Genomic DNA, 21,359 nt, shown 5'->3' with positions numbered 1-21,359 from the left:
CCACCATTCCTCAATGATCTTTCGTAATGTGGAGGCTATGGCCGTGGACCTGACCGTGTCAACGATCCCGGGGAGCGTCGGGACGACCCCGGGCGTGCTCCGGCAGATGAACTCCCGCGCCATCCTCGGGGCACTCCTGCACGAGGACGTCTCGCGCACCGTGACCGAGCTGAGCCGCTCGGTCGGGCTCTCCCGTCCCACCGTCGAGGCGGCGCTCGCCGACCTGGTCGACGAGGGCTGGGTGGTCGAGGCCGAGGCGATCGCCACCCCGAACAAGGCCGGTCGCCGCGCCAAGCGCTTCGCCGCCGACGCCTCGGCCGGCTCCGTGCTCGGTGTCGACCTCGGCCTGCACGGCATCGTCGGGGTCCGCGCCGACCTGCGGGGCGTGACCCTGGCCCGGGTGGAGGAGCGCTACGCCGACCTCGCCGACGCCGAGCAGGCGTGGACGAGCGTGCAGGACGTCGTCCGACGCCTGACCGGGTCCGTCGACGGGGCGCCGGTGCTCGCCGCCACCTTCGGGGTGCCGGCCGTCGTCGACCGCCACGGCGCGATCGACTACACGGTCGCCGTGCCCGAGTGGGTGGAACGGCGGGTGCCGGGCCGGATCCAGGACCTGTTCCCGGGCACCGCCACGTTCTTCGACAACGACGCCAAGCTCGCCGCGACGGCGGAGGCGATGTGGGGGCGCTTCCGCGGTGTGCGGGACGGCCTGTACCTGGTGATGGGCCGGCAGATCGGTGCCGCGTTCGTCGTCGACGGGGTGCTGGCCCGCGGTGCCCGCGGGGCGGCCGGCGAGATGGGCGGCCTCGCCTCGACCGGCTGGCCGGGTGCGCCCGCCCGTCTGGAGGCCCGGATCACCGCCGACACGGACGTCGAGTCCGTCTTCGCGGCCGCGTCAGCAGCGGCGGCCTCCGACCCGGCGGCCTCCGACCAGGCGGCGTCCACCGCCGCGGTCGACACCGTCCGGGCGCTCGCCGCCGACGTCGCGCCGGGCGTCGTCCAGCTCGTGACGACCATCGACCCGGAGGTCGTCGTCGTGGGCGGCGAGGTCCTGCCGGCGGCCGAGGTGTTCTGCGCCGCGCTCGACGAGCACGTCGCCCCGCAGCTCCGGCACCCCGTCGCGATCGTGCCGTCCACGGTCGGTCGGGACGCCGTGGCGATGGGAGCGCTCGCCCGCTCGCTCACCCACGTCCGCTCCGTGCACATGGGACTCGGCTGAGACCCAGGCGGCGTGCCGGGTCCTGACAGGACGTTCAGGGGATGATGGGCGGATGACGACTGCCGTGACCACCCGTGCCATGACCGTCGCCGCCGGCGACTCCACCGCTCCCTCGGACCTGGGCGGGCTCTCCGGCCTCGTGCTCCAGCTCATCGACGCGCTCGGGGAGTGGGGCGTCGCGCTCATGCTCTTCGTCGAGACGGTGTTCCCCCCGATCCCGTCCGAGGTGATCCTGCCGCTGGCCGGGTTCCTCGCCGGTGCCGGGCAGATGAACCTCGTGCTCGTGCTCGTCCTGGCCACGCTCGGCTCGTACCTCGGCGCCCTGGTGCTCTACTGGCTCGGCGCGAAGATCGGCTTCGAGCGCACCACGCGGTGGTTCGGCAAGCTGCCCCTGGTCGACGAGGACGACTTCCGCAAGGCGGCGCACTGGTTCCACCGCCACGGCAAGAGCGCGGTGTTCTTCGGCCGGTTCGTGCCGATCGTCCGCAGTCTCATCTCACTGCCGGCCGGTGCCGACCGGATGCACCTGGGCACCTTCTCGGTCTTCACGATCATCGCGAGCGGCATCTGGAACAGCGCGCTCGTGCTGCTCGGCGCCGCGTTCGGTTCGCAGTACGACCGCGTGGAGATGTACACGGAGTGGATCGACCGCGTGCTCTACGTGGCGATCGCGGTCGTCGTCGTGACCTTCGTCGTCCGGCGGATCCGACGGATGCGGGCCGAGCGACGGTCGGGCGGCGACGGCGACGCGGGCGGGACCCGGGGACGTCGCCGCGCCGAGCCCGCCCGCGACTGAGTCGTCAGGCCTTCGTCAGCGCCGACTCCTTGTGGGCGGCCTGCTTGCCGCTCTTCTCTGACTCGACGATCCAGTACGGGTCGTCGTCCGTCGGCTTGAAGTGCTGACCGTCGAACTCGAAGTCGCTCGTGCGCTTCTGCACGAGCTTGCCGGTCGTCTTGCCCTGCGAGGTGTTCCAGTGCACCTCGTCGCCCTTCGACATCGCCATGTTGTCCTCCTTGCGCGTTCCCGCGTCGCTGATGGAGATCGGACAGTACCCGCTCGATCCCCGGAACCGCGGGGAAGCACGGCGGTCACGATGTCGTAACGGGCATGCGGCCGTCGAGTCGGACGCGTACCGTTTGCAGCGGGCCCACCACGCCGGCAGCAGCCGCGGAACCCGAGGGCTCGGGACAGGACGACGGAAACATGACCCTGCTGGACAGCGCGCGGGCGGACACCGTCCTCTCAGCCCGCTACCGCCTGGTCAAGCTCATCGGGACCGGCGGCATGGGTTCCGTCTACGAGGCCCGCGACGAGCACACCTACCGCGCCGTGGCCGTCAAGCTCTTCGCGACGCCCGACAAGATGACGACCGCCGACCGCGTCCGCCAGGAGCGCGAGATCCGGCTGCTCAGCATGCTGTCGCACCCCGGCCTCATCCCGCTGTACGACGCCGGGACCCACGAGTTCGAGGACGGCCCGCACCGCTTCATCGTGATGGAGCTCATCGCCGACACGACGCTCCTCCGCAGGCTGTCCGAGGGGGCGCTGCACAACTACGAGGTCGCCGACCTCGGCGCGCAGCTCGCCGACGCCCTGGCCTACGTGCACTCGCGCGGCATCGTCCACCGCGACGTCAAGCCGGCGAACATCCTGATCAGCGACGAGGGGTCGTCCGGCTTCGCCCGGACCGTCAAGCTCACCGACTTCGGGGTGGCGCACTTCGTGGACGGCTCGCGCCTGACGAACGACGGCACGGTGATCGGCACCGCCGCGTACCTGAGCCCCGAGCAGGTCGCCGGCGAGCCGATCAGCTTCGCCACCGACATCTACTCGCTCGGACTCGTGCTGCTCGAGGCGCTGACCGGCAAGCAGGAGTACTCGGGCACCCTCATCGAGGCGGCGCTCGCCCGGCTCCGCAACGACCCGGTGGTCCCCGACGAGGTCGCCCAGGAGTGGCGTGACCTGCTCCTCCGGATGACCGCCCGCGACCCGGCACGCCGCCCCACCGCGGTCGCCATCGCCAGCGCGCTGCGCGGCGGCTCGACGCAGATCACCGGCCCGGTGCCCCTGGGGCCCGAGCGTGAGCGCCACCAGCGCAACCACCGCATGCACCGTGCGGCCCACCGGCACGCCCGCCGCGGCACGTTCTCGGCGGTCCGGCGGTGGCGGCGGCGGAACGTCCTGCTCGGGTCGTTCGCGGGCTTCGGGGTCGCGGCCGCCTGCGTCGCCGCCTACGTCGCGGGCGCCCTGCACTGAGTCGTCGGCCCTGGGTGAACGGGTGCCCCGTTCGTCCGTCGTCCCTGGCAGGATGGACGGCATGACCGACCAGCGCTGGATCAAGATCTGCGGCCTGTCGACACCGGACACCGTCGACGCCGCCGTCGACGCGGGTGCCGACGCGGTCGGGTTCGTCTTCGCCGCGGGCAGCCCCCGGACGGTGACGGCGGACCTGGCGAAGGAACTCGTCGAGCGGGTACCGGACGGCATCGACGCCGTCGGGGTCTTCCGCGACCAGAAGATCGACGAGATCGTCGGCATCGCCTCCGAGGTCGGGCTCACCACCCTGCAGCTGCACGGCGGCGAGACGGCATCCGACTTCGCCCGGGCCCGCGATGCCGGGTTCTTCACGATCCGGGCCGTCGCGGCCGAGGACTACCTGCGCGAGACGGCGGAGCAGCGGGCGTCGTACGACCACGACCTCCTGCTGCTCGACGCCGCGGTGCCCGGCAGTGGTCGCCTCGTCGACCCGGCCGTCGTGCGCGACGTCGACGAGGCCTGGATCCTCGCCGGCGGGCTCACCCCGGCGAACGTCGTCGCGGCGGTGGAGGCCCTGGATCCCGACGGCGTCGACGTCTCGAGCGGCGTCGAGTCGGAACGCGGGGTCAAGGACCCGGCGAAGATCCGCGCCTTCGTCGAGGCCGTCCGCAGCCTGGGCTGAGCGCGCGCCCACGGCACCCGACGTGCGCGGCTGCTGACGCGCGCCGCTGCTGACGGGAGGCGCGGGGCGGGCCCGTCACGGGCCTCCCGTCCGTCGCGTCGCCCGTTGCGGCCACGGAAGACGCCGTCGTGTCGGTACGGCGCCGCCCTCCGCGCGAGACGCCGCTGGAACTGGCGTCTCGACGATCGGGCGGCGTCCTGTGCGGTCAGCGCAGCGTCGGGACGAGCTCCGTCAGGAACGCGTCGGTGTCCTCCCAGCCCTCGACCGCGTGGCACGGCACGCCCAGGGCCTTCACCGGGTAGTCGTTGCCCTCGGGGTCGAGCCGGTCGCCGACGAAGAGCATGTCGTCGAGGGCGATGCCGGTGATCTCGGCGAGACGCTGCATGCCGTAGGCCTTGTCGATGCCCTTGCGCGTGATGTCGATGCTCGTGGAGCCGCCGGAGCGCACCTCGAGGTCGGGCAGGTCGGCCTGCACGAGCCGGCGGAGGTGGTCCTTCTTCTCGCCGGTCGGGTCCCACAGCTTCTTGACGTCGACCGGGGCCGTCTGGCCGAGGGCGGAGAACGTGATCTGGGACCCGCGGTCCTCGAGGATGGCGCCCCAGGTCTCGGTCTCCCAGTACCCGGCCTCCTTCGCGCGGGCCTCCACCGCGGCGAGGGCACGCGCCTTCTGCTCGTCGGTCAGGTCCTCGGCGTACTGCAGCGCCCAGTCGCCGTCGGACCACCGGTAGTACCGGGTGCCGCAGGTCGGCAGCAGGTGCAGGTCGTCCAGACGCAGGCCGTCACGCTGGCGCAGCGGAGTGACGAGCTGCTGCTCGAACTGGGTGAAGTTGCCGCCGGAGATGACCGCGACCGGCACGACCTCGAGCAGGGACGCGAAGGTCTCGAGCATGCGGGGATCGAGGGAGGACTTCGACGGGGCGAGCGTGTCGTCCAGGTCGAAGGCGACGAGGCGGGGCGTGGTCATGCCCCCGATCCTGCCAGAGCCGACCGGTCCCGCGCCGTGTGGTGCGGTCGGCCGGTGCGCCCCTGCGCGAAGTCTGCGGAGTCGCGCGCGGCGCTCACTCCTTGACGAGCACGACCTCGTCGAGGGGGATGCGGGTGCGCGGGGCGACCTCGCGCTCGGCGGCCTTCTCGTCGAGCTGCGACGGGTGCGCAACGGTGCCGACGGTCGTGACCGTGTAGGGGAGGAAGCGCTCGGGCAGGTCGAAGGCGGCGCGGAGCCCCTCGGCGTCGATGCCCGCCATCTGGTGCACGTGCAGTCCCTCGGCGTGCGCCTGCACGGTGAGCGCGGCGAGCGACTGCCCAAGGTCGTAGTGGGCGAAGGAGCGCTCCTCGCCGTCCTCGGTGACGGTCTCGAGCACGCCGACGACCAGGGCGCTCGCACGGAAGGCCCAGGCGGCGTTGAAGCCGAGCAGGTTCTCGTTGATCTTCCGGAACGTCTCGGTGCCGCGGCGGCCGGCGATGAACCGGCGCGGCTGGAAGTTCATGGCCGACGGTGCCCAGCGGGCGGCCTCGAGCACGGCGTCGAGCTGCGCGTCCGAGATCGTCGCGGTGTCGTCGTAGGAGCGCGGGCTCCACCGCTCCTCGAGCAGCGGCACGAGCGGCTGGCTGGAGTCGGTGGACCGGGTCAGGGTGTCGGCGTTCGTCGAGGTCATGGTGGGCTCAACGGTATTCCATGCGTACGCATTTCCGACCTGAGCGACGTCACACGGTGCACGACGGGATGCGAGGATGGACGCGATGGGTGGCGTGCTGATCGGCTTCGCGATCATCGGCGCGATCATCGCCGGTGGGTACGTCGTCGGGCGCACCGGACTGCTCGGTCCGCACGCGCAGTTCGTGATGAGCCGGCTCGCGTTCTTCGTGCTGATGCCGTGCCTGCTGTTCCACACCATCGCGACGGCGGACATCGCGTCGCTGCTGTCGTCGATGCTCTGGGTCTCGCTGCTGAGCGCCGCCGTGGTCGCCCTCGCTGCTGCCGCCGTGTTCCGTCTGGTGCTGCGCCGACCCGTCACCACGACGACCGTCGGGGCGCTGGCCTCGAGCTACGTGAACGCGAACAACATCGGGCTGCCGGTCGCCGTCTACGTGCTCGGGCAGGCGACGGCGGTCGTCCCGGTGATTCTGCTGCAGCTCGTCGTGATGGCCCCGATCGCGTTGACGATCCTCGACGCGGCGACCGCTGGTGCCGGCGGGTGGGGACGCCGGATCGCCGGGCCGTTCCGGAACCCGATCATCATCGCCTCGCTCGTCGGGCTCGTGTGCTCGGCCACGAGCATCACCCTGCCGGATCCGGTGCTCGAGCCGTTCTCGCTGGTGGGAGCGGCCGCGGTGCCGGTCGTGCTGCTGTCGTTCGGGATGAGCCTGCACGGTGCGACCCCGCTGCGGGACCCGGCGATCCGCACCGACGTCATCGTGGCGTCGTCGATCAAGCTCGTGGTGATGCCGGCGGTGGCGTTCGTGTTCGCCCGGTTCGTGTTCGGCCTGAGCGACCAGGACGTCTTCGTGCTCACCACCCTCGGCGCCCTGCCGGCGGCGCAGAACGTCTTCAACTACGCGCAGCGGTACGGGGCCGCGGTCCCGGTGGCGCGGGACGTCGTGCTCGTCACGACGCTCGGCTCGGTGCCCGTGCTCGTCGCGATCGCCGCCCTGCTGCACCCGTAGCGATCGTCGGGACGCCGGCGTGTGGGCGTCGTGCGGACACGCCGGCGTCACCCGCGGGGCGGGGCGGGGTGGACGCGCGCCGCGACCGACGGGAGGCCCGTGGCGGGGCCGCACCGGGCCTCCCGTCCGTCCCGTGGTGGCGACCACCGCGGATGGTGCGCAGGAAGGGTCGGGTCGCGTCCGCCGACTCGACCACATCTGCTCACGGAGCGTGGACGGCGCGCGCGTACCCTGGCGGGCACGCGGGGCGAACCGCTCCGTGACCGATGACCACGACGAGGAGACCGGCGATGGACACGATGGCGATGATGAAGAACATGTCGATGACGGACATGCCCATGGAGATGGACATGGACATGATGCAGGACACGATGATGGCGATGAACGCCGCGTCGATGGCGGCGACGATGTGCTCCGCGGCCGACATGCGGATGGGCGGCGAGATGGCCACCTGCGCCGCGATGTGCTCCAACACGGCGATGCTCGCCGACACCGGCATGCGGATGATGATGCGTCCGATGGGGATGGACACCGCCGCGATGCAGGCGATGCTCACGGCCGTCGTCGCGATGGGTACCGCGTGTGCCGCCGAGTGCCGCCAGCACCAGGACATGGACGAGTCGTGCCGCTACTGCGCCATGGCCTGCGACGAGATGGTGTCGAAGTGCCAGGCGATGCTCGACGCGATGGCCGCCTGAACCACTCCGCCCGCGCTACGCGACGCGTGCGGTGGTCTGCCGACCGCCGGCGCTGAGGATCTCTGCGACCGGGTGGTGGGCGACCGGCTCGCCGACCGACAGGACGCCGTCGGCGCCCGCCACCCGCAGCTGCGTGGTGCTCCCGTCGAGGAACACCACCACGGCGTCGGCGGCGCGGGTCTCGACGACGATGCCGTCGCGCCACGCTCCGGGGGCCGCGGTCGCCATGAGGCGCTGGATGGGAAGGATCGTCGTGCGGGACATGGCTTCACCTGCTCTCGGAGGGGGTCGGTGCAGGAAACCTACGTCGGCGTGACGGACGGCTCAACGACGGCGGACGCCGGGCGTAACAGAGCCGGACAGTGCCCCCTCGGCCAGGGCTCCTGGCCCGGACCCGACTCCGATCAGAAGATCATCGGGCGGTCGTCGTCGAGCGACGTGTCCAGGTCGAGGTCGACCACCACGGGCACGTGGTCGCTCGGGGCGTCGCCCTTCCGCTCGTTCCGGTGGATCGACGCGTCGGTGACGACGTCGGCGAAGGCCTGCGACCCCATCACGAAGTCGATGCGCATGCCCTCGTTGCGCGGGAACCGCAGCTGCTTGTAGTCCCAGTAGGTGTAGCCGTCCGGCACGATCGGGCGGACGACGTCCTGCAGGCCCCGTGCCTCGAACTCGCGGAACGCAGCGCGCTCGGGCTCGCTGACGTGCGTCGACCCCTCGAAGACCCGCACGTCCCAGACGTCCTGGTCGAGCGGCGCGACGTTCCAGTCACCCATCAGCGCGAGCGGGGTCTCCGGCGACGCCTCGATCCACTCCGTGGTGCGGTCGGCCAGCTGGGCGAGCCAGTCGAGCTTGTAGGCGTAGTGCGGGTCGCCGACCTCGCGGCCGTTCGGCACGTACAGGCTCCAGAGGCGCACGCCGTCGACGGTGACGCCGATCGCCCGGGCCTCGACCGGCAGGTCCGGCCCCTCGTGGCCCTTGAGGAACCCGGGCTGGCCGGGGAAGTCGCGGGTGACGTCCTCCATCGGCAGGCGGCTGGCGAACGCGACGCCGTTCCACTGGTTCAGGCCGTGCGCCTCGACGTGGTACCCGGCGGCCTCGAACGCCGCGACGGGGAACTGCTCGGGCTTGCACTTGATCTCCTGCATGCCGAGGACGTCGACGTCCTCGCGCACCAGCCAGTCGACGATCCGTCCCACTCGGGTGCGGACGGAGTTCACGTTCCAGGTCGCCACGCGCATGGAACAAGAACCTACCGGTGCCTGCTGACCACGGGGCGGGGCGGGTGCGTCGCCTGGGCGGCGTCCGGCACGATGGTGTTCGCTGGAGGCCAGCAATCGAGCGCATCGGAGGCAGCAATGGCAACGACGAGCAACCGCGTCGACGGGACCACCACCGGGGGCGGCACCGCAACCGTGGGCACGCCCGCGGGCACCACCACGACGCAGGTCACCGCCAAGGGCAGGACCATCATCGACGACACCGTCGTCGCGAAGGTCGCGGGCATCGCCGCCCGTGACGTCCCCGGCGTCTTCGCGCTCGGCGGCAACGCCTCACGCGCGTTCGGCGCCATCCGCGACGCCATCGGGTCGAGCGCGCTCGGACAGGGCGTCCGCGTCGAGGTCGGCGAGACGCAGGTCGCCGTCGACCTGACGATCGTCGTGGACTACCCGACGCCCATGATGGAGGTCGCCTCGGCCGTGCGCGCAGCGGTCACGAACGCCGTCACCGAACTCGTCGGCCTCGAGGTCACGGAGGTCAACATCGCCATCAACGACGTGAACATCCCGGCGCTCAACGGCGTCGCGGACGAGCCCGACACCCGGGACGGTCGGGTCCGGTGAACGCCACCGTCGTCGGGATGGGCGTCGGCGCCCTGCTCGCGATCGTCGCCGTGACGCTCGGGTTCTGGGCGTTCGTGGTCGTCGCGGTCTGCATGGCCGTCGGCGGGCTGGTCGCCCGCATCGTGACGGGTGACGTCGACCTCCGCCGCCTGCTCGACGTGCTGCGCGGACGCCGGAGCTCGTCGTGAGCGAGGCCGCCGTCGCCCCGACCGGCGACAGCGGCGTGCGACTCCCAGGCTCCGACCGCATCGGCACGTCGGCCCTGGTCCACACCGCGCAGGCGGTCGCCTCGGAAGCGCTGCGCGTGGCCTTCCGGGAGGTCCGTGCCCGGGTCGCCGACGACGGTCGCGGCGCGCTGGCGGTCGAGATCACCGCCCCGCTCGCCCTGCCGGTGCTGGGCTCGCACGCACTCCCCGACGAACCCGTCGTCACCACGGCGCACCGCGCTCGCGGCACGATCGCCGCGCGCTTCCGGACCATCACCGGCCGACAGGTCGCCCGCGTGACCGTGACCTTCGCCTCGTCGGTCGTGGACACCCCACGGAGGGTCCGGTGACCGCCGCCACAGCCGTCGATCCCGCCGGCGGCAACGCCGATCCGATCGCCCCCGCCGGCCCCTCGCCCGACGACCACCACGCCACCCACCGCCGCCTGCTGCGCCGCGAGACCCACGTCTCCCGTTCGGGCGCCGTCGTCGTCGCGATGCTCATCGCCCTGGTGCTCGCCGCCGCCGCGGTCTTCGCCGGCGCACTCGTCCTGCTCGACCAGAACGTGCTCGGCGTCGACCCCCGTGCGGTGGTCGACGCCGCGCTCGCCGCTCCGGACGGCCTCGACACCACCATCGTGATCGGGATCGGTGCCGTCGTGGCCCTGATCGGCCTCGTCCTCCTGCTGCAGGGGATCCTGCCCCAGCGGCGTCCGCGGCACGTGATGTCGTCCGACCGGCTCGCAGTGGTCGTCGACGACGAGGTCCTTGCCTCCGCTGCGGCCCGCGCCGCCCGATCCGCGACCCGTCTGGGCGCCGACGCCGCCGTGGGCACCGTCGGCCGTCGCACGGTCGACGTCGTGCTCCGTCCAGCAGCCGGGGTGGACGTCCCCGCGGTCGCCGCAACCGAGGCCGTCGAGCGGGAGTTCGTCGCGATCGACGCGCAGCCGCGGCTCGCTGCACGGGTCCGGGTGCAGCCGACCGGGCGGGTGGACGGATGAACGCCACGAACCGTGGGCTCGGCCGGACGGCGCTCGTCGTGCTCGGGCTCGTCCTGCTCGTCGCCGGGGTCGCCGCGATCCTGGTGCAGACCGCGCAGGGGCTGCCCCTCGTCGCCTCGTGGTGGCGCACGGTCGGCGATGTCCTCGCCGGACTCGGCACCGGGGCGTCGCGTGACGACTCGGTGTTCGCCTGGACCTGCGTGCTCGGCGGTGGCGTCGTGCTCGGCGTGCTCGCGCTCGTCGTGCTGACGACGCTCGGCGGTGGCCGCGAGGGCACCGTCGTGGACAGCGACGGTTCGGCCGACGGCGTCGCCGGTTCGGTGCGCATCGAGTCCACGGCCGTGCAGCACGCGCTCTCCTCGGCCATCGGCGAGATGCCCCAGGTCGGCTCGCTCGCCGTCGACGTCTACCGGGTCCGTGGTGGTCGGGCGATCCGGGTGCGGGTCCGTCCGCGCCGGGGTGCCGCGCCGCGCGAGATCACCGAACGGGTCGAGGCCGTCGTCGCCGACCTCGACGCCCTGCTCGGCGAACGCCTGCCGGTGCTGCTCGAGATCGCTCGTGGCGGGTCGGGGTCCTCCCGCCCGGACCGCGTGCACTGAGCGCCGTCGTGGTGCGCTCGATCGGCGGCCTGCCCCGGCCGGGCGAGACCGTCCCGGTGCCGCGCGTGGTCACCGAGATGGCCCGGGGCCGCGAGGTCGCCCTCGTCTGGCACAACGAGATCGGCGGGACGACGTTCCGCATCGGACCGGACGCGCACGCCGAGGAGTTCGTGAAGGTCCTGCCGCACGCATACGGTTCGTGGATCAGCGGCGAGGCCGCGCGGCTGACATGGGCGTCCCGGTACGCCCGCGTGCCGGAGGTGCTCGACCACGGCACCGACGAGGACGGCATCTGGCTGCACACCCGTGCCGTGCCCGGGTGGAGCGCCGTCGACCCGCGCTGGCACGACGAACCCCGGACCGCGGTGGTCGCGGTGGGGGAGGGCCTGCGCGCGCTGCACGACACCCTGCCCGTCGACGACTGCCCGTTCACGTGGGCGACCGCGGACCGGCTTGATCGCGCACGCGGGGCTGCCGCCGACGCCGACGCCGACGCCGACGCCGAGCTCGGCCCGGAGCCGCCGGCCGACCGGATCGTCGTCTGCCACGGTGACCCGTGCACCCCGAACACGCTCATCGGTGCGGACCGGCGGTGGAGCGGGCACGTCGACCTGGACGCGATGGGAGTCGCGGACCGCTGGGCCGACATCGCGGTGGCGACGATGGCGCTCGGGTGGAACTACGGACCCGGGTGGGAGCCGCTGTTCCACCGGGCGTACGGGCTGCCGGACGACCCGGAGCGCACCGCGTGGTACCGGGCGCTTTGGAACGGGGACGTGGACGACGTGGGACCTGCGGCGCGCTGAACCGGAGCCGTCGTGGTGCTCGATCGGTTCAGATCTTCGGGTTGTTGACGACTGGGTCGTCCCACTGGGGGAAGTTCGGGTAGACGCCGGGGAGGGACCGATCAGGGAACTTGACGGTCGAGCGTCCGTAGATGGCCGTCGAGAGCGCGTTGGCGTCGTTGGTCCAGAAGGGTTCGCTGTAGACGGTGATGGGGTTGCCGCCGTTCTCCTGGGCGGTGTACTGGATCTGCCAGCCGTCGCCGGTGGTGGCCCAAACTTCTTCGTCGCCGGTGATGGTGCGGTGTTCGATGTCCCAGCCCTGTTCGGTGAAGTAGTCGATCATCGGTTGCAGGTCGCGTTGCTGGTCGGTGGGGCCGGGTGGGGACCAGAGTCGTGTGGTGCTCATGTCGTAGCTGTTCTTGGTGTCGGAGCCGGGCAAGGGTGCGACGCCGTCTCCGCCGATCCCGGGCAGGTCGTCGCCGCTGCCCCACTCCCATTCGCCGTCGTGGACATGGAGTTGCGCGTCCCGCAGGAGCCGCTGCATGCGTTCGTAGTGGTCGCGGTAGGCGTCGAACTCTTGGTGCAGGGACAACCCGGCGATGTCGTCGCGGGTCAGGCCGGCTGCGTCGGTGGACGCTCGGGTTCCTCCGGCGACGCAGCCGCTGAGAAGTCCCAACTCGAGGATCGCCGTCACGAGGGACCGGAGCATCGGTTCAGATCTTCGGCGGGTTGATGATGGGATCGTCCCACTCGGGGAAGTCCGGGTAGACGCCGGGGAGGGACCGATCGGGGAAGTCGGCGCGGGAGCGACCTGCTACGGCTCGCCGGAGCTTGTGCGCGTCGTTTGTCCAGAAGGGTTCGCTGTAGACGGTGAGGGGGTTGTCGCCGTTCTCTTGAGCGGTGTACTGGATCTGCCAGCCGTCACCGGTGGTGGCCCAGACCTCGTAGTCGCCGGTGATGGTGCGGCGTTCGATGGTCCAGCCCTGCTCGGTGAAGTAGTCGATCATCGGTTTGAGTGCCTGCTGTTGGTCGGTGCCGCTGGGTGGGGACCAGAGCCGGGTGGCGCTCATGTCGTAGCTGTTCTTCGTGTCTGAGCCGGGCAGGGGTGCGACGCCGTCTCCGCCGATGCCGGGGACGTCGCCGCCGCCGCCCCATTCCCATTCGCCCTCGTGGACGTGGAGTTGCGCGTTCCGTAGGAGTTGCTGCATGTGTTCGTAGTGGTCGCGGTAGGCGTCGAACTCTTGGTGCAGGGACATCTCGGCGACGTCGTGCTGAGTGAGGCCGGCTGCGTCGGTGGGCATCTGGTTTCCTCCTGCCGTGCACCCCGACAGCAGCCCGAGGGCCAGGGCTGCAGTCGTGATGGCACGGAGCATCGGTCGCATGGTCTTCATCATGGCTTCCCCGTCGCGATGATCTTCGCGATGGTCTGTTGTGCGGTGGCATCTCGGGACAGGTAGCCGACGCCGCTGTCCGGGAACATGTCGTGCCCGGTGACGGCGCTGCCGCCAGGGGAATCGTCAGCGCCGAACGTGTCGACGTCCGGAAGGTCGCGTGGATCGGTGCGTCCGATCCGGCCGAGGATCGCTGTGTGGTCAGCGGACCCCTCGGTCGCGTACACATGGTCCACGTTGAGGTGCTCGGGAGTCGTGGTGTCGGTGAACCCGACGGACCCGTATGTGACGAGCGAGTCGACCCGGTGCCGAGTCTGCGCGAGCGCTTCGGCCGCGGTGGTGGACCCGTATGAGTGCCCGAGGACGGTCAGTGACCGCGGCGCGCTGCCCCGGCTGTCGTGGATGCCGTCGAGGAACGAGGCGAGGTTCGCCCCGCCCGCGGCGGCGCGCGCCTGGCTGGGGACTTCGACTGCGCCCGGTGCGCGGTACCCGACCCAGGACACGACCGCGAACGATTCGGACCGGCGCTGTTTCCATGCCGTTGCCAGCAGGCCGTCTGCAGCACGGCCTGCCGCTGCACGGTCCGGAGCTACTCGACCAGGGACTCGAGCGCCTTCGCCAGCCGGATCCGGTCTTGTGACTCCGTGAGCCGTGCGGCCTCGAACAACCGCTAGTACGCGCCGTCGAAGTCGAGCAGCGCAGCGTCGGCGATGCTCTGACGCGGTGCACCGCTGGCTCGAAGGGTCATCGCCACCTCCACACCGCAGTCGATCAACCGCGACGCCGCGGCGTCGTCGAACTCGATCCCCATCGTCCCCCCGATACCCGACCGGCCCCCTCCTGGAACCGTGGCAGCGAAAGTGCGAACGGTGAAGTTTCACGCCGATGTGTGGAGAAGTTGCCGCGGCGACGGCGGCGTTCCCACCGGGGTCGATCGCCTAGAAGGCGACCCCGCGGGCGCCCATGAACGGCACCGGGTCGGTGGTGGCACCGTTGATGTGCACCTCGATGTGGCTGTGGCAGCCGGTCGACTGCCCCGTCGAGCCGACGAGCGCGATGAGCTGCCCGGCCGAGACCTGCTGCCCCTGGCTGACCCGGAAGCCGCCGTCGACGATGTGGCCGTAGGCGGTCTGCACGCCGCCGCCGTGGTTGATGCGGACGTAGTTGCCGTAGCCGCCGTACCAGCCGACGTAGTCGACCGTGCCCGCGGACGCGGCGACGATCGGCGTGGAGCAGCCACTGGCCAGGTCGACACCGTCGTGCTTGATGACGGTGCCGTAGATCGGGTGGACGCGGTACCCGTACGGGCTGATGACGTAGCCGCTGGCCGGGCGCACCCAACCGGTCCCGGACCCGGCGCCGACGGAGCCGCCGCCGCCCGAACCACTGCTGCCGGTCGACCCGCCGCCGGCCGGCGCACCACCACCGGAGTTCGCGGCTGCCGCGGCTGCCGCCGCCGCGGCGGCGCGCTGTGCCGCTTCGCGTGCGGCCTTCGCCTCGGCGGCCTTGCGCGCGCGCTCCCCCTTGGCGAACTCGGCCTCGGTCCGGACACGGCCGGAGGTCAGGGTCGCGAGCTGGGCGTCGAGTCGGGCCTTGTTCGACTGCTGCTCGTCGTAGGCGGCCTGCACGGCGTCGGACGCCGCCTGGGCTTCCTGCATGCGCTCCTGCGCCTTGTCGGCCAGCTCGTCGAGGCGTTCGGCGGCACGGTCGGCCTGCGCCTCGAGCGACCGCGCGACCCCGGCGTCGATGCTCGCGGCGGCCTGCACGCGCTCGGCCTGCTCGGACAGCTTGCTGAGTGCGCCGAGGTTGTAGAGGAGGTCACGGGCGTCCTCGCCCTGGGTGATCACCGAGGTGGTGACGTCGGCGCCACCGGAGCGGGACATCTGCGCGGCGAACTGCCCGGCCTGCGCGGCGCTCTGGTCGGCGACCTTCGCGTGCTCGACGGCATCGGCTCGGAGCTTCTGTTCCTTCTCCGCTGCGTCCTGCGCGTCCTTCTGGGCATCGAAGAACACCTGCCCGAGCTCCTTGGCCTTCGCCTGGGCCGCCTCGACCTTGGCGTCGAGCTCGCTGATGATCCCCTTGATCTCGCTGATCTGTCCCTGCTTCGCGGACTCCTTGCCGCGGGCGGACTTCACCTCGTCCCACGTCGGGTACGTCACGGCCTGCGCGGTGGGGGCGTCGAGGACCACCGTGCCGACGAGACCTGCGAGCGCCAGGCCGGTGACGGCGAGGCGCAGGCGCGCGGAGACACGGGGGGCGCGGTGGTGACTGGGACGAGACATCGACCACGAGCCTATACATCCGTACAGCGGTGATCGGACGCCGACGCGCCGCTGTGGACAACTTCAGAAGCCGCGCTCCCGGCGGATCACGTCGGCGCTGCCGACGACGTCGCGCCGCAGCACGTCGGCGCCCGCGGTGCCGGCGTAGTCGTAGACGTCGAATCCCGTGCAGTGGGTGATGGTCGCGGGGGCGCCGAGCGAGTCCTCGACCGCGGTGGTCCAGAGGTCCCGCGACCCCACGACCACGAAGGTCGGCTCGGCGTCGCGGTAGGCGCCGAGGTCGACGAGCCACGGGTACGTCTCGAACGTGTCGCGGACCTGCAGGAGCTCGACGCCCGGCGAGGCGTGGGCGGCGAGCGGGCGCACCGTCCAGAACTGTCCGACGCCGGTCACGTCGCGGCCGTCGGCCCACCGGTCCAGGCACGACGCCGGCGTGTACCGCGCAGCCGCGACCGCCCCGGTCGTCGCCGGGGTCACCGCGACGCCGGCGACGAGCACGACGGCCATCGCGACGACGACGGTGGCTTGCACGCCGCGGTACCGACGGTGCACCCGCGTGCGCCGGACCGCCGTGCGGGTGAGCTCCGCCACCGCGACCAGGGCGAGCAGTGGCGCGGTGACGACCGGCTGCAGGTAGCGCGGTGTCTCCGAGCCCGCCACGACGACCCCGACCGACACCGCCACCACCGTCACCACGGGCAGCACCGTCGCGACGAGCACCGTCCGCGCCGTCCGGACCCGCCAGGCCCAGACGGTGCCGCCGATGGCGACGAGCACCCCGGCGAAGAGCAGCAGCAGCCCGGCGTCGCCCTGCGCCGACCCGGCTCGGTCGTCGGTCAGTGCGGCGAAGAAGCCGAGGGTCTGGCCGGCCCGGGAGGGTCGCACGTAGCTCGCGGGGTCGATCGAGACGAACGGACGCAGCGGGATCCGCAGCAGGTACCCGACGACCGACGCGACCGTGACGGTCACGGCGAGCAGGCCGGCCGGCCGCCACGGCACCCGACGCGCCAGTGCCAGCAGGACGAGCGTGACCACGACGGGCGCCGCCGACCACGGCACGAACAGCGGGTTGGACGCCGTCGAGCAGACGGCCACCAGGCCGAGCGTCACGAGCAGGGGCACCGACGCTCGGCCGAGCCGGACCGCCCGGAGCACGAGCACCGCGCTGCCGAGCATCGCCAGCACCGTGCCGTAGTAGTAGGTCGTCGTGAGCAGCAGGGACGCCAGTTCGAGCGAGGTCGCCGTTGCCGTCGACTCGGTGAGCACCAGCAGCGTGACGACGCCGAGCGCCCCGGCGGACACCGCGATCCGCGCCGGACGCCCCGCCGACGGCATCAGCTCGTTCGCCGCCGCCCGCACGAGCGCGTACAGGGCGAGGAGCACGAGCACGCCGTTCAGCGCGAGCGCCTGCTGCGGCGTGCCCGTCACCAGCGAGCACAGCAGGTAGACGGGCAGCTCGGGGAAGAAGAACAGCGCCGGGGACATCGCCCACTCGAACGGCTGCCCGGCCTGCAGCGAGCGCTCGACGAGCGGCAGCAGCACCGAGTCGCCGTCGTACCAGAGCAGGGCGACCCGATCCGTCGCGATGACGTGACGCAACGCGATGACGGCCAGGGCCAGCGCGACCAGGGCGCCCAGGGCCTCCCGTCCGACCGTGACGGCCACGTCGGCGGGCCGACGGCCGCCGGACGGAGCCGCGCCGACGGCGGCGCGGCGCGGTGCTCGGGACATGTCCCGGAGCGTACCGAGGGCGCCTCGGTGTCGGCATCCACACCCCACGGGCTGGGGGAGCGCACGGCGAGGCGGAACGACTACCCTTGTGGGCTGTGACCGACGCGCGCGAACAGTTGATCCAGTACATCTCCGCCGAAGCGGTGTTCCACGGCGACTTCACCCTGACCAGCGGGAAGAAGGCGACGTACTACATCGACCTGCGCAAGGTCAGCCTGGACCACCGGGTCGCCCCGCTCATCGGGCAGGTCATGACCGAGCTCGTGCAGCAGGTGCCGGACGTCTCCGCGGTCGGCGGGCTCACCATGGGCGCCGACCCCATCGCCAGCGCGGTCCTGCACCAGGCCGCAGCGCAGGGGCTGTCCTACGACGCGTTCGTCGTCCGCAAGGAGCCCAAGGACCACGGTCGCGGCAAGCAGGTCGAGGGCCCGGACCTGCAGGGCAAGCGCGTCGTCGTGCTCGAGGACACCTCCACCACCGGTGGCTCACCGCTCAAGGCGGCCGAGGCGCTCGAGCGAGAGGGCGCGATCGTCGCAGCCGTCGCGGTGGTCGTCGACCGCGACACCGGTGCGAAGGAGACCATCGAAGCGGCCGGGTACCCGTACTTCGCGGCCATCGGGTTGGCTGATCTGGGGCTGACCGCGTGAGCGGGGAGCGTCCGGAGGACGCACACGAACCCGACGGCACCGCCGGCCCGGCAGACGGGGACGACGGCCTGGAGGCTCGGCGTGCGTCCGGCACGGACGCTCCGTTCCACGGTCTCCGCAGTGCCGCGGACATCTTCGGGGCACCCCGGGGCGCCGACGACTGGCCGTCCCGACGGGAGCGCCGCGAGGCCGAGCGCACCGCGAAGGAGACCGGTGCACCGCTGCCCGAGCCGTTCGTGGCCGAGGGCGAGGACGGTGCTCCTGCGGCTCCTGCGGCTCCTGCTGTTCCCGCTCCGACGCTCGACGACGGGGCGACGCAGGCGATCTCGATGCCCGACGAGCTCCGCGCGCCCTCGGTGAACCCCGAGGCCGCTGCCGAGCACGAGCGCTCCACCCTGCACGATCGGATCCCCGCGGCGTCCGACGTGCCGCCCGCCTCCACCGCGCCGCACCCATCGTCGATCGTGCTGCCCACCGCGCAGACCCACCGTGACGAGCGTGCCGCCGCGTCGAGGGCCATCGAGGACGAGCGCCGTCGGGTCGACCCGTTCGGCGAGGGCCGTGCCGACGTCGACTGGCTCGGCCGCGCCACCGGCTCCCACCCCGAGCCCGTCGCCCCCGTGGTGCCGCAGCCCGTCGGCGTCGAGAACGTGCTGCCGCCGACCGAGGAGCCCCCGACCTTCACCGAGCTGCTCCGCCTGTCGGACACCGGGTCGACGGCCGCGCAGCCCGGCGGCGCCGACCGGCCGTTCGACTGGGCGATCCGCGACGACGAGGCCGGCGAGGTCCCCGCGACGCTCACCACGGACTCCTTCGACACCACGGCGCTGTCCGCGGGGTCGTGGTCGCTCGCCGACGAGTCCGACGACGAGGACGAGGTCGTCGCAGGCGAGGTGGACACCCCCGTCGGTGGTGTCCCGCAGGCCCCGCGCACGTACCCCGTCCCGCCCGCCGTGCCGGCCCCGGTGCCGCCGGCCGCTGCTGCTGCGCCGCCGGTCCCGCCGGCCGTTCCCGACGCGCCGGTTCCGCCGGTGGACGGTGGGGGCGACGCGGATGCGACCGACGCACCGACCACGGCACTGCCGGTGGCCGGGACGCCGTGGTGGTCGCAGGACGAGGCCGAGTCCGACGCCGGGTCCGACGCCGCCGCGACCGATGCGCCGTCCGCGGTCCCGCCGCTCGTCGAGCCCGCCGCCGACCAGACCCGCACGACGCACCTGCCGTCCGCGGTGGGTCAGGACCTGGACGCCGTGCTCGGGCTCCGCGGCGATGACACCGGTGCCCAGCCGACGTCCCTGCCCGCCGCCGCTCCGGACGACCTGGACCAGTCCGAGTGGGACGGCCGCGAGACGAGCGACACGAGCGCCATCAAGGACCTGTTCGGCACCGAGGCCGTCGGGCAGCTCGCCGACACCGGGTACGACCCGGCCGACACCGGGACGCGGATGATGCCCGCCGCCACGGCCTCGACCGCCGCTGGTCCGGCAGCGTCGCCCGCGCGTGCCGCCGCGGACCCGGGCACGGGTGCCTCGGGCCCGTCCGAGCGACCAGCGGGCGAGCGGGACAACTTCATCAACGAGGGCTTCGGCCGCCTGCGGAACGAGGGCAAGCGCGGCAAGCAGCTGTTGATCTACGGGTCGATCGCCCTGATCCTCGTGCTCATCGTGCTGGTGTTCCTGCTGTCGAAGTGGATCCTCGGCAACAACCTGGCCGATCAGGTCGTGCCGACGAAGTCCCCGGTGGCCGCGGCCTCGTCGGCGCCCGCGACACCGTCCGCCGCGCCCTCGGCTCCGCAGTCGGACGCGGCCGAGGCCCCCGCGGCCACGCTCCAGTTCGCGACGACGCCGGCGCAGCCGGGTGAGCACGTGTGGACGGACCTGGCCGGCGGCGAGTGCCTGTCGCCGTTCACGAACGCCTGGTCGCAGACCTTCACGGTCGTCGACTGCGCGACCCCGCACATCGGGCAGTTGACCGCGCGCCTGTCGGTCGAGGGCGATGCCTACCCGGGCGCCGAGGCCCTGGCGACCCAGGCCGCGGACCGGTGCCAGTCGGACGCGGCGCTGAACGCGTCGGCAGCGGCGCCGCTGGGCGACGTGCAGGTGCAGGGGTCGTACGCGCCGGACCAGGCGACGTGGGACCAGGGCAACCGGTTCATTTCGTGCTTCGTGACGCGGTCGTCGGGGCAGCCGTTGACGGGGTCGCTGGCGCCGGGAGCGTAGGCGGCGGGTCGGTCGGGCTGACTGGCTGGCTGGCCTGCGGCGACGGACTCGGGACGACGGTGCCGACGTCGCACGACAACGACATCGTCGCACCGCGAGCGTCAGCGGGTGCCGGGGCAGACGGTCGCCACCGGGACCGACTCGGAACGACGGTGCCGACGTCGTACGACAACGACATCGTCGCGTCGCGGGTGCTCGGACGGCGGGAGCACCCTCGCCGGCCGCCACCGACCCCCGACCTTGACACGGCCCCGGCCCGAGGGACTTCGATGGAGGGATGACCGTGCTCACCGAAGCCCTCGCCGACCCGCGATCCTCCGTGCGCCTGCAGGCCGTGATGGCCGCGGGCACCACGCCGGACACGGAGGACCTCGACGTCCTCGTGGCACAGTGCGCGACCGAACCGGACTTCTTCGTCCGCGACATGCTCACCTGGGCGCTGACCCGGCACCCCGCCGACGCCGTCGTCGCCCGCGTCCTGCCGGAGCTCGACCGCCCCGAGCCCCAGGCCCGCAGCCAGGCGCTGCACACGCTGTCCAAGATCGGCGATCCCGAGGCGTGGCCGGCGGTCCGGCCGCTGCTCGGCGACCGCGACGACGAGGTGCTCCGTGCCGCGTGGCGGACGGCCGTCGCGCTGGTGCCCGACGAGGAGCGGGCGTCGCTCGCGCGGACCCTCGCGGTGCAGCTCGGTGTCGGCGACCGGGATCGCCGGCTCAGCCTGTCGCGGGCCCTGGCGGGACTCGGCGAGGACACCGTCGCACCGGTCCTCGCCGCGGCCGCCGACCGGGGGACCGACGCCGTCCGGGAGCACGTGCGCGAGACTGAGCGCCTGCTCCACGACCCGGGTGCCGCGTCGGAGCTCGCGCTCGAACGGGCCCGGCGCGAGGTCGCCCTCGGCCGCACCCGCTCCGTCAAGGGCTGAGCCGACAGGCGGTGACCACCCGACGATCGCTGGGAGCACCGGACCGGACGCGCGTGGCGGGCGTGATCCGGGCCTCCCGTCCGACGCCCCGTGCGCTGCGCGCCGAGTGGTCGCGAACCGTCGCCTGCGGGGCTCCTGGGCGACCGTTCGTGACCCGTCGGCGGGAGTGAGCGGGGTGTCCCGACCGGTCGGACCAGACCGACCAGACCGACC

General features: G+C 72.5%; 26 protein-coding genes. 15 read left to right on the top strand and 11 right to left on the bottom strand.

The genetic code is table 11. From position 1 onward, the window contains the following. Positions 1-13: 13 nt before the first annotated feature. Positions 14-1,219 carry an ROK family transcriptional regulator gene (locus LEL83_RS01835; protein WP_225557535.1) on the top strand — a complete coding sequence of 402 codons (1,206 nt, stop codon included), beginning with the start codon at positions 14-16 and terminating at the stop codon, positions 1,217-1,219. A gap of 52 nt (positions 1,220-1,271) precedes the next feature. Further along, positions 1,272-2,015, top strand: a complete 744-nt coding sequence (locus LEL83_RS01830) for a DedA family protein (protein ID WP_225557534.1) — start codon at positions 1,272-1,274, stop codon at positions 2,013-2,015. A gap of 4 nt (positions 2,016-2,019) precedes the next feature. On the opposite strand, the gene LEL83_RS01825 is transcribed toward LEL83_RS01830, so the two are convergent. Then, positions 2,020-2,223 (bottom strand): hypervirulence associated TUDOR domain-containing protein, encoded by a 204-nt coding sequence (locus tag LEL83_RS01825; protein WP_198657588.1) that lies wholly within the window; start codon positions 2,221-2,223, stop codon positions 2,020-2,022. A 200-nt stretch (positions 2,224-2,423) separates the two neighbouring features. On the opposite strand from LEL83_RS01825, the gene LEL83_RS01820 reads away from it, so the two are divergent. Continuing rightward, complete coding sequence (locus LEL83_RS01820; RefSeq protein ID WP_198657589.1) at positions 2,424-3,476, top strand: serine/threonine-protein kinase; 1,053 nt, start codon at positions 2,424-2,426, stop codon at positions 3,474-3,476. Between the two features lie 61 nt (positions 3,477-3,537). Then, positions 3,538-4,158: a phosphoribosylanthranilate isomerase gene (locus tag LEL83_RS01815; protein WP_198657590.1), complete on the top strand. Its 621-nt coding sequence runs from the start codon at positions 3,538-3,540 to the stop codon at positions 4,156-4,158. Positions 4,159-4,363: 205 nt separating this feature from the next. Here LEL83_RS01815 and LEL83_RS01810 read toward each other — a convergent pair whose 3' ends face one another. Next, entirely contained in the window at positions 4,364-5,122 is a 759-nt protein-coding gene (locus LEL83_RS01810) for an HAD-IIB family hydrolase (protein ID WP_198657591.1), read from the bottom strand. Positions 5,123-5,216: 94 nt separating this feature from the next. Further along, a complete protein-coding gene (locus LEL83_RS01805) occupies positions 5,217-5,813 on the bottom strand; it encodes a nitroreductase family protein (protein WP_225557533.1) in 597 nt (198 codons plus the stop codon). Between the two features lie 85 nt (positions 5,814-5,898). Here LEL83_RS01805 and LEL83_RS01800 point away from each other — a divergent pair, with 85 nt between their 5' ends. Then, entirely contained in the window at positions 5,899-6,822 is a 924-nt protein-coding gene (locus tag LEL83_RS01800; protein WP_225557532.1) for an AEC family transporter, read from the top strand. A 290-nt stretch (positions 6,823-7,112) separates the two neighbouring features. Beyond that, the gene (locus tag LEL83_RS01795; RefSeq protein ID WP_198657594.1) at positions 7,113-7,520 is read left to right on the top strand and encodes a four-helix bundle copper-binding protein; all 408 of its coding nucleotides are present in this window, start codon (positions 7,113-7,115) and stop codon (positions 7,518-7,520) included. A 15-nt stretch (positions 7,521-7,535) separates the two neighbouring features. Here LEL83_RS01795 and LEL83_RS01790 read toward each other — a convergent pair whose 3' ends face one another. Further along, positions 7,536-7,784, bottom strand: a complete 249-nt coding sequence (locus tag LEL83_RS01790) for a nuclease (protein WP_225557531.1) — start codon at positions 7,782-7,784, stop codon at positions 7,536-7,538. A gap of 140 nt (positions 7,785-7,924) precedes the next feature. Beyond that, entirely contained in the window at positions 7,925-8,761 is an 837-nt protein-coding gene (locus LEL83_RS01785) for an exodeoxyribonuclease III (RefSeq protein WP_225557530.1), read from the bottom strand. 117 nt (positions 8,762-8,878) lie between these two features. Here LEL83_RS01785 and LEL83_RS01780 point away from each other — a divergent pair, with 117 nt between their 5' ends. Genes LEL83_RS01780 through LEL83_RS01755 form a run of 6 tightly spaced genes read left to right on the top strand, consistent with a single transcriptional unit; the run spans position 8,879 to position 11,975 of the window. Next, a complete protein-coding gene (locus tag LEL83_RS01780; protein ID WP_225557529.1) occupies positions 8,879-9,364 on the top strand; it encodes an Asp23/Gls24 family envelope stress response protein in 486 nt (161 codons plus the stop codon). Further along, positions 9,361-9,552, top strand: a complete 192-nt coding sequence (locus LEL83_RS01775; protein ID WP_198657598.1) for a DUF2273 domain-containing protein — start codon at positions 9,361-9,363, stop codon at positions 9,550-9,552. Before LEL83_RS01780 ends, LEL83_RS01775 begins: the two co-directional genes overlap by 4 nt. Further along, positions 9,549-9,920 carry a hypothetical protein gene (locus LEL83_RS01770; protein WP_225557528.1) on the top strand — a complete coding sequence of 124 codons (372 nt, stop codon included), beginning with the start codon at positions 9,549-9,551 and terminating at the stop codon, positions 9,918-9,920. Before LEL83_RS01775 ends, LEL83_RS01770 begins: the two co-directional genes overlap by 4 nt. Continuing rightward, positions 9,917-10,570, top strand: a complete 654-nt coding sequence (locus tag LEL83_RS01765; protein ID WP_198657600.1) for a hypothetical protein — start codon at positions 9,917-9,919, stop codon at positions 10,568-10,570. The genes LEL83_RS01770 and LEL83_RS01765 overlap by 4 nt, the downstream gene beginning before the upstream one ends. Beyond that, entirely contained in the window at positions 10,567-11,169 is a 603-nt protein-coding gene (locus tag LEL83_RS01760) for a hypothetical protein (RefSeq protein WP_225557527.1), read from the top strand. The genes LEL83_RS01765 and LEL83_RS01760 overlap by 4 nt, the downstream gene beginning before the upstream one ends. Before the next feature lie 8 nt (positions 11,170-11,177). Beyond that, positions 11,178-11,975 (top strand): aminoglycoside 3'-phosphotransferase, encoded by a 798-nt coding sequence (locus tag LEL83_RS01755; RefSeq protein ID WP_225557526.1) that lies wholly within the window; start codon positions 11,178-11,180, stop codon positions 11,973-11,975. A 28-nt stretch (positions 11,976-12,003) separates the two neighbouring features. Here the strand turns inward: LEL83_RS01755 and LEL83_RS01750 are convergent, their stop codons facing one another. From LEL83_RS01750 to LEL83_RS01725, 6 genes are all read right to left on the bottom strand, one after another. Then, a complete protein-coding gene (locus LEL83_RS01750; protein WP_225557525.1) occupies positions 12,004-12,663 on the bottom strand; it encodes a hypothetical protein in 660 nt (219 codons plus the stop codon). A gap of 4 nt (positions 12,664-12,667) precedes the next feature. Beyond that, positions 12,668-13,348 carry a hypothetical protein gene (locus LEL83_RS01745; RefSeq protein ID WP_225557524.1) on the bottom strand — a complete coding sequence of 227 codons (681 nt, stop codon included), beginning with the start codon at positions 13,346-13,348 and terminating at the stop codon, positions 12,668-12,670. Next, a complete protein-coding gene (locus LEL83_RS01740; RefSeq protein ID WP_232832905.1) occupies positions 13,345-13,896 on the bottom strand; it encodes an alpha/beta fold hydrolase in 552 nt (183 codons plus the stop codon). The genes LEL83_RS01745 and LEL83_RS01740 overlap by 4 nt, the downstream gene beginning before the upstream one ends. A gap of 119 nt (positions 13,897-14,015) precedes the next feature. Beyond that, positions 14,016-14,156, bottom strand: a complete 141-nt coding sequence (locus LEL83_RS01735; protein ID WP_225557617.1) for a hypothetical protein — start codon at positions 14,154-14,156, stop codon at positions 14,016-14,018. Positions 14,157-14,283: 127 nt separating this feature from the next. Next, positions 14,284-15,627: a M23 family metallopeptidase gene (locus LEL83_RS01730; protein ID WP_225557523.1), complete on the bottom strand. Its 1,344-nt coding sequence runs from the start codon at positions 15,625-15,627 to the stop codon at positions 14,284-14,286. Positions 15,628-15,690: 63 nt separating this feature from the next. Further along, positions 15,691-17,358 carry a hypothetical protein gene (locus LEL83_RS01725; RefSeq protein ID WP_225557522.1) on the bottom strand — a complete coding sequence of 556 codons (1,668 nt, stop codon included), beginning with the start codon at positions 17,356-17,358 and terminating at the stop codon, positions 15,691-15,693. Positions 17,359-17,453: 95 nt separating this feature from the next. Here LEL83_RS01725 and pyrE point away from each other — a divergent pair, with 95 nt between their 5' ends. The 3 genes from pyrE (at position 17,454) to LEL83_RS01710 (ending at position 21,146) form a co-directional block, all read left to right on the top strand. Then, complete coding sequence (gene pyrE, locus LEL83_RS01720) at positions 17,454-18,005, top strand: orotate phosphoribosyltransferase (RefSeq protein WP_198657609.1); 552 nt, start codon at positions 17,454-17,456, stop codon at positions 18,003-18,005. Beyond that, positions 18,002-20,224: a septum formation family protein gene (locus LEL83_RS16120; RefSeq protein ID WP_225557521.1), complete on the top strand. Its 2,223-nt coding sequence runs from the start codon at positions 18,002-18,004 to the stop codon at positions 20,222-20,224. Before pyrE ends, LEL83_RS16120 begins: the two co-directional genes overlap by 4 nt. A gap of 277 nt (positions 20,225-20,501) precedes the next feature. Continuing rightward, on the top strand, positions 20,502-21,146 hold the full coding sequence (locus tag LEL83_RS01710; protein ID WP_225557520.1) for a HEAT repeat domain-containing protein: 645 nt from the start codon (positions 20,502-20,504) through the stop codon (positions 21,144-21,146). Positions 21,147-21,359: the final 213 nt, after the last annotated feature.

The organism is Curtobacterium oceanosedimentum (assembly GCF_020297365.1).
Classification (GTDB): Bacteria; Actinomycetota; Actinomycetes; order Actinomycetales; family Microbacteriaceae; genus Curtobacterium.
This window is presented reverse-complemented; position numbering and strand designations above follow the sequence as displayed.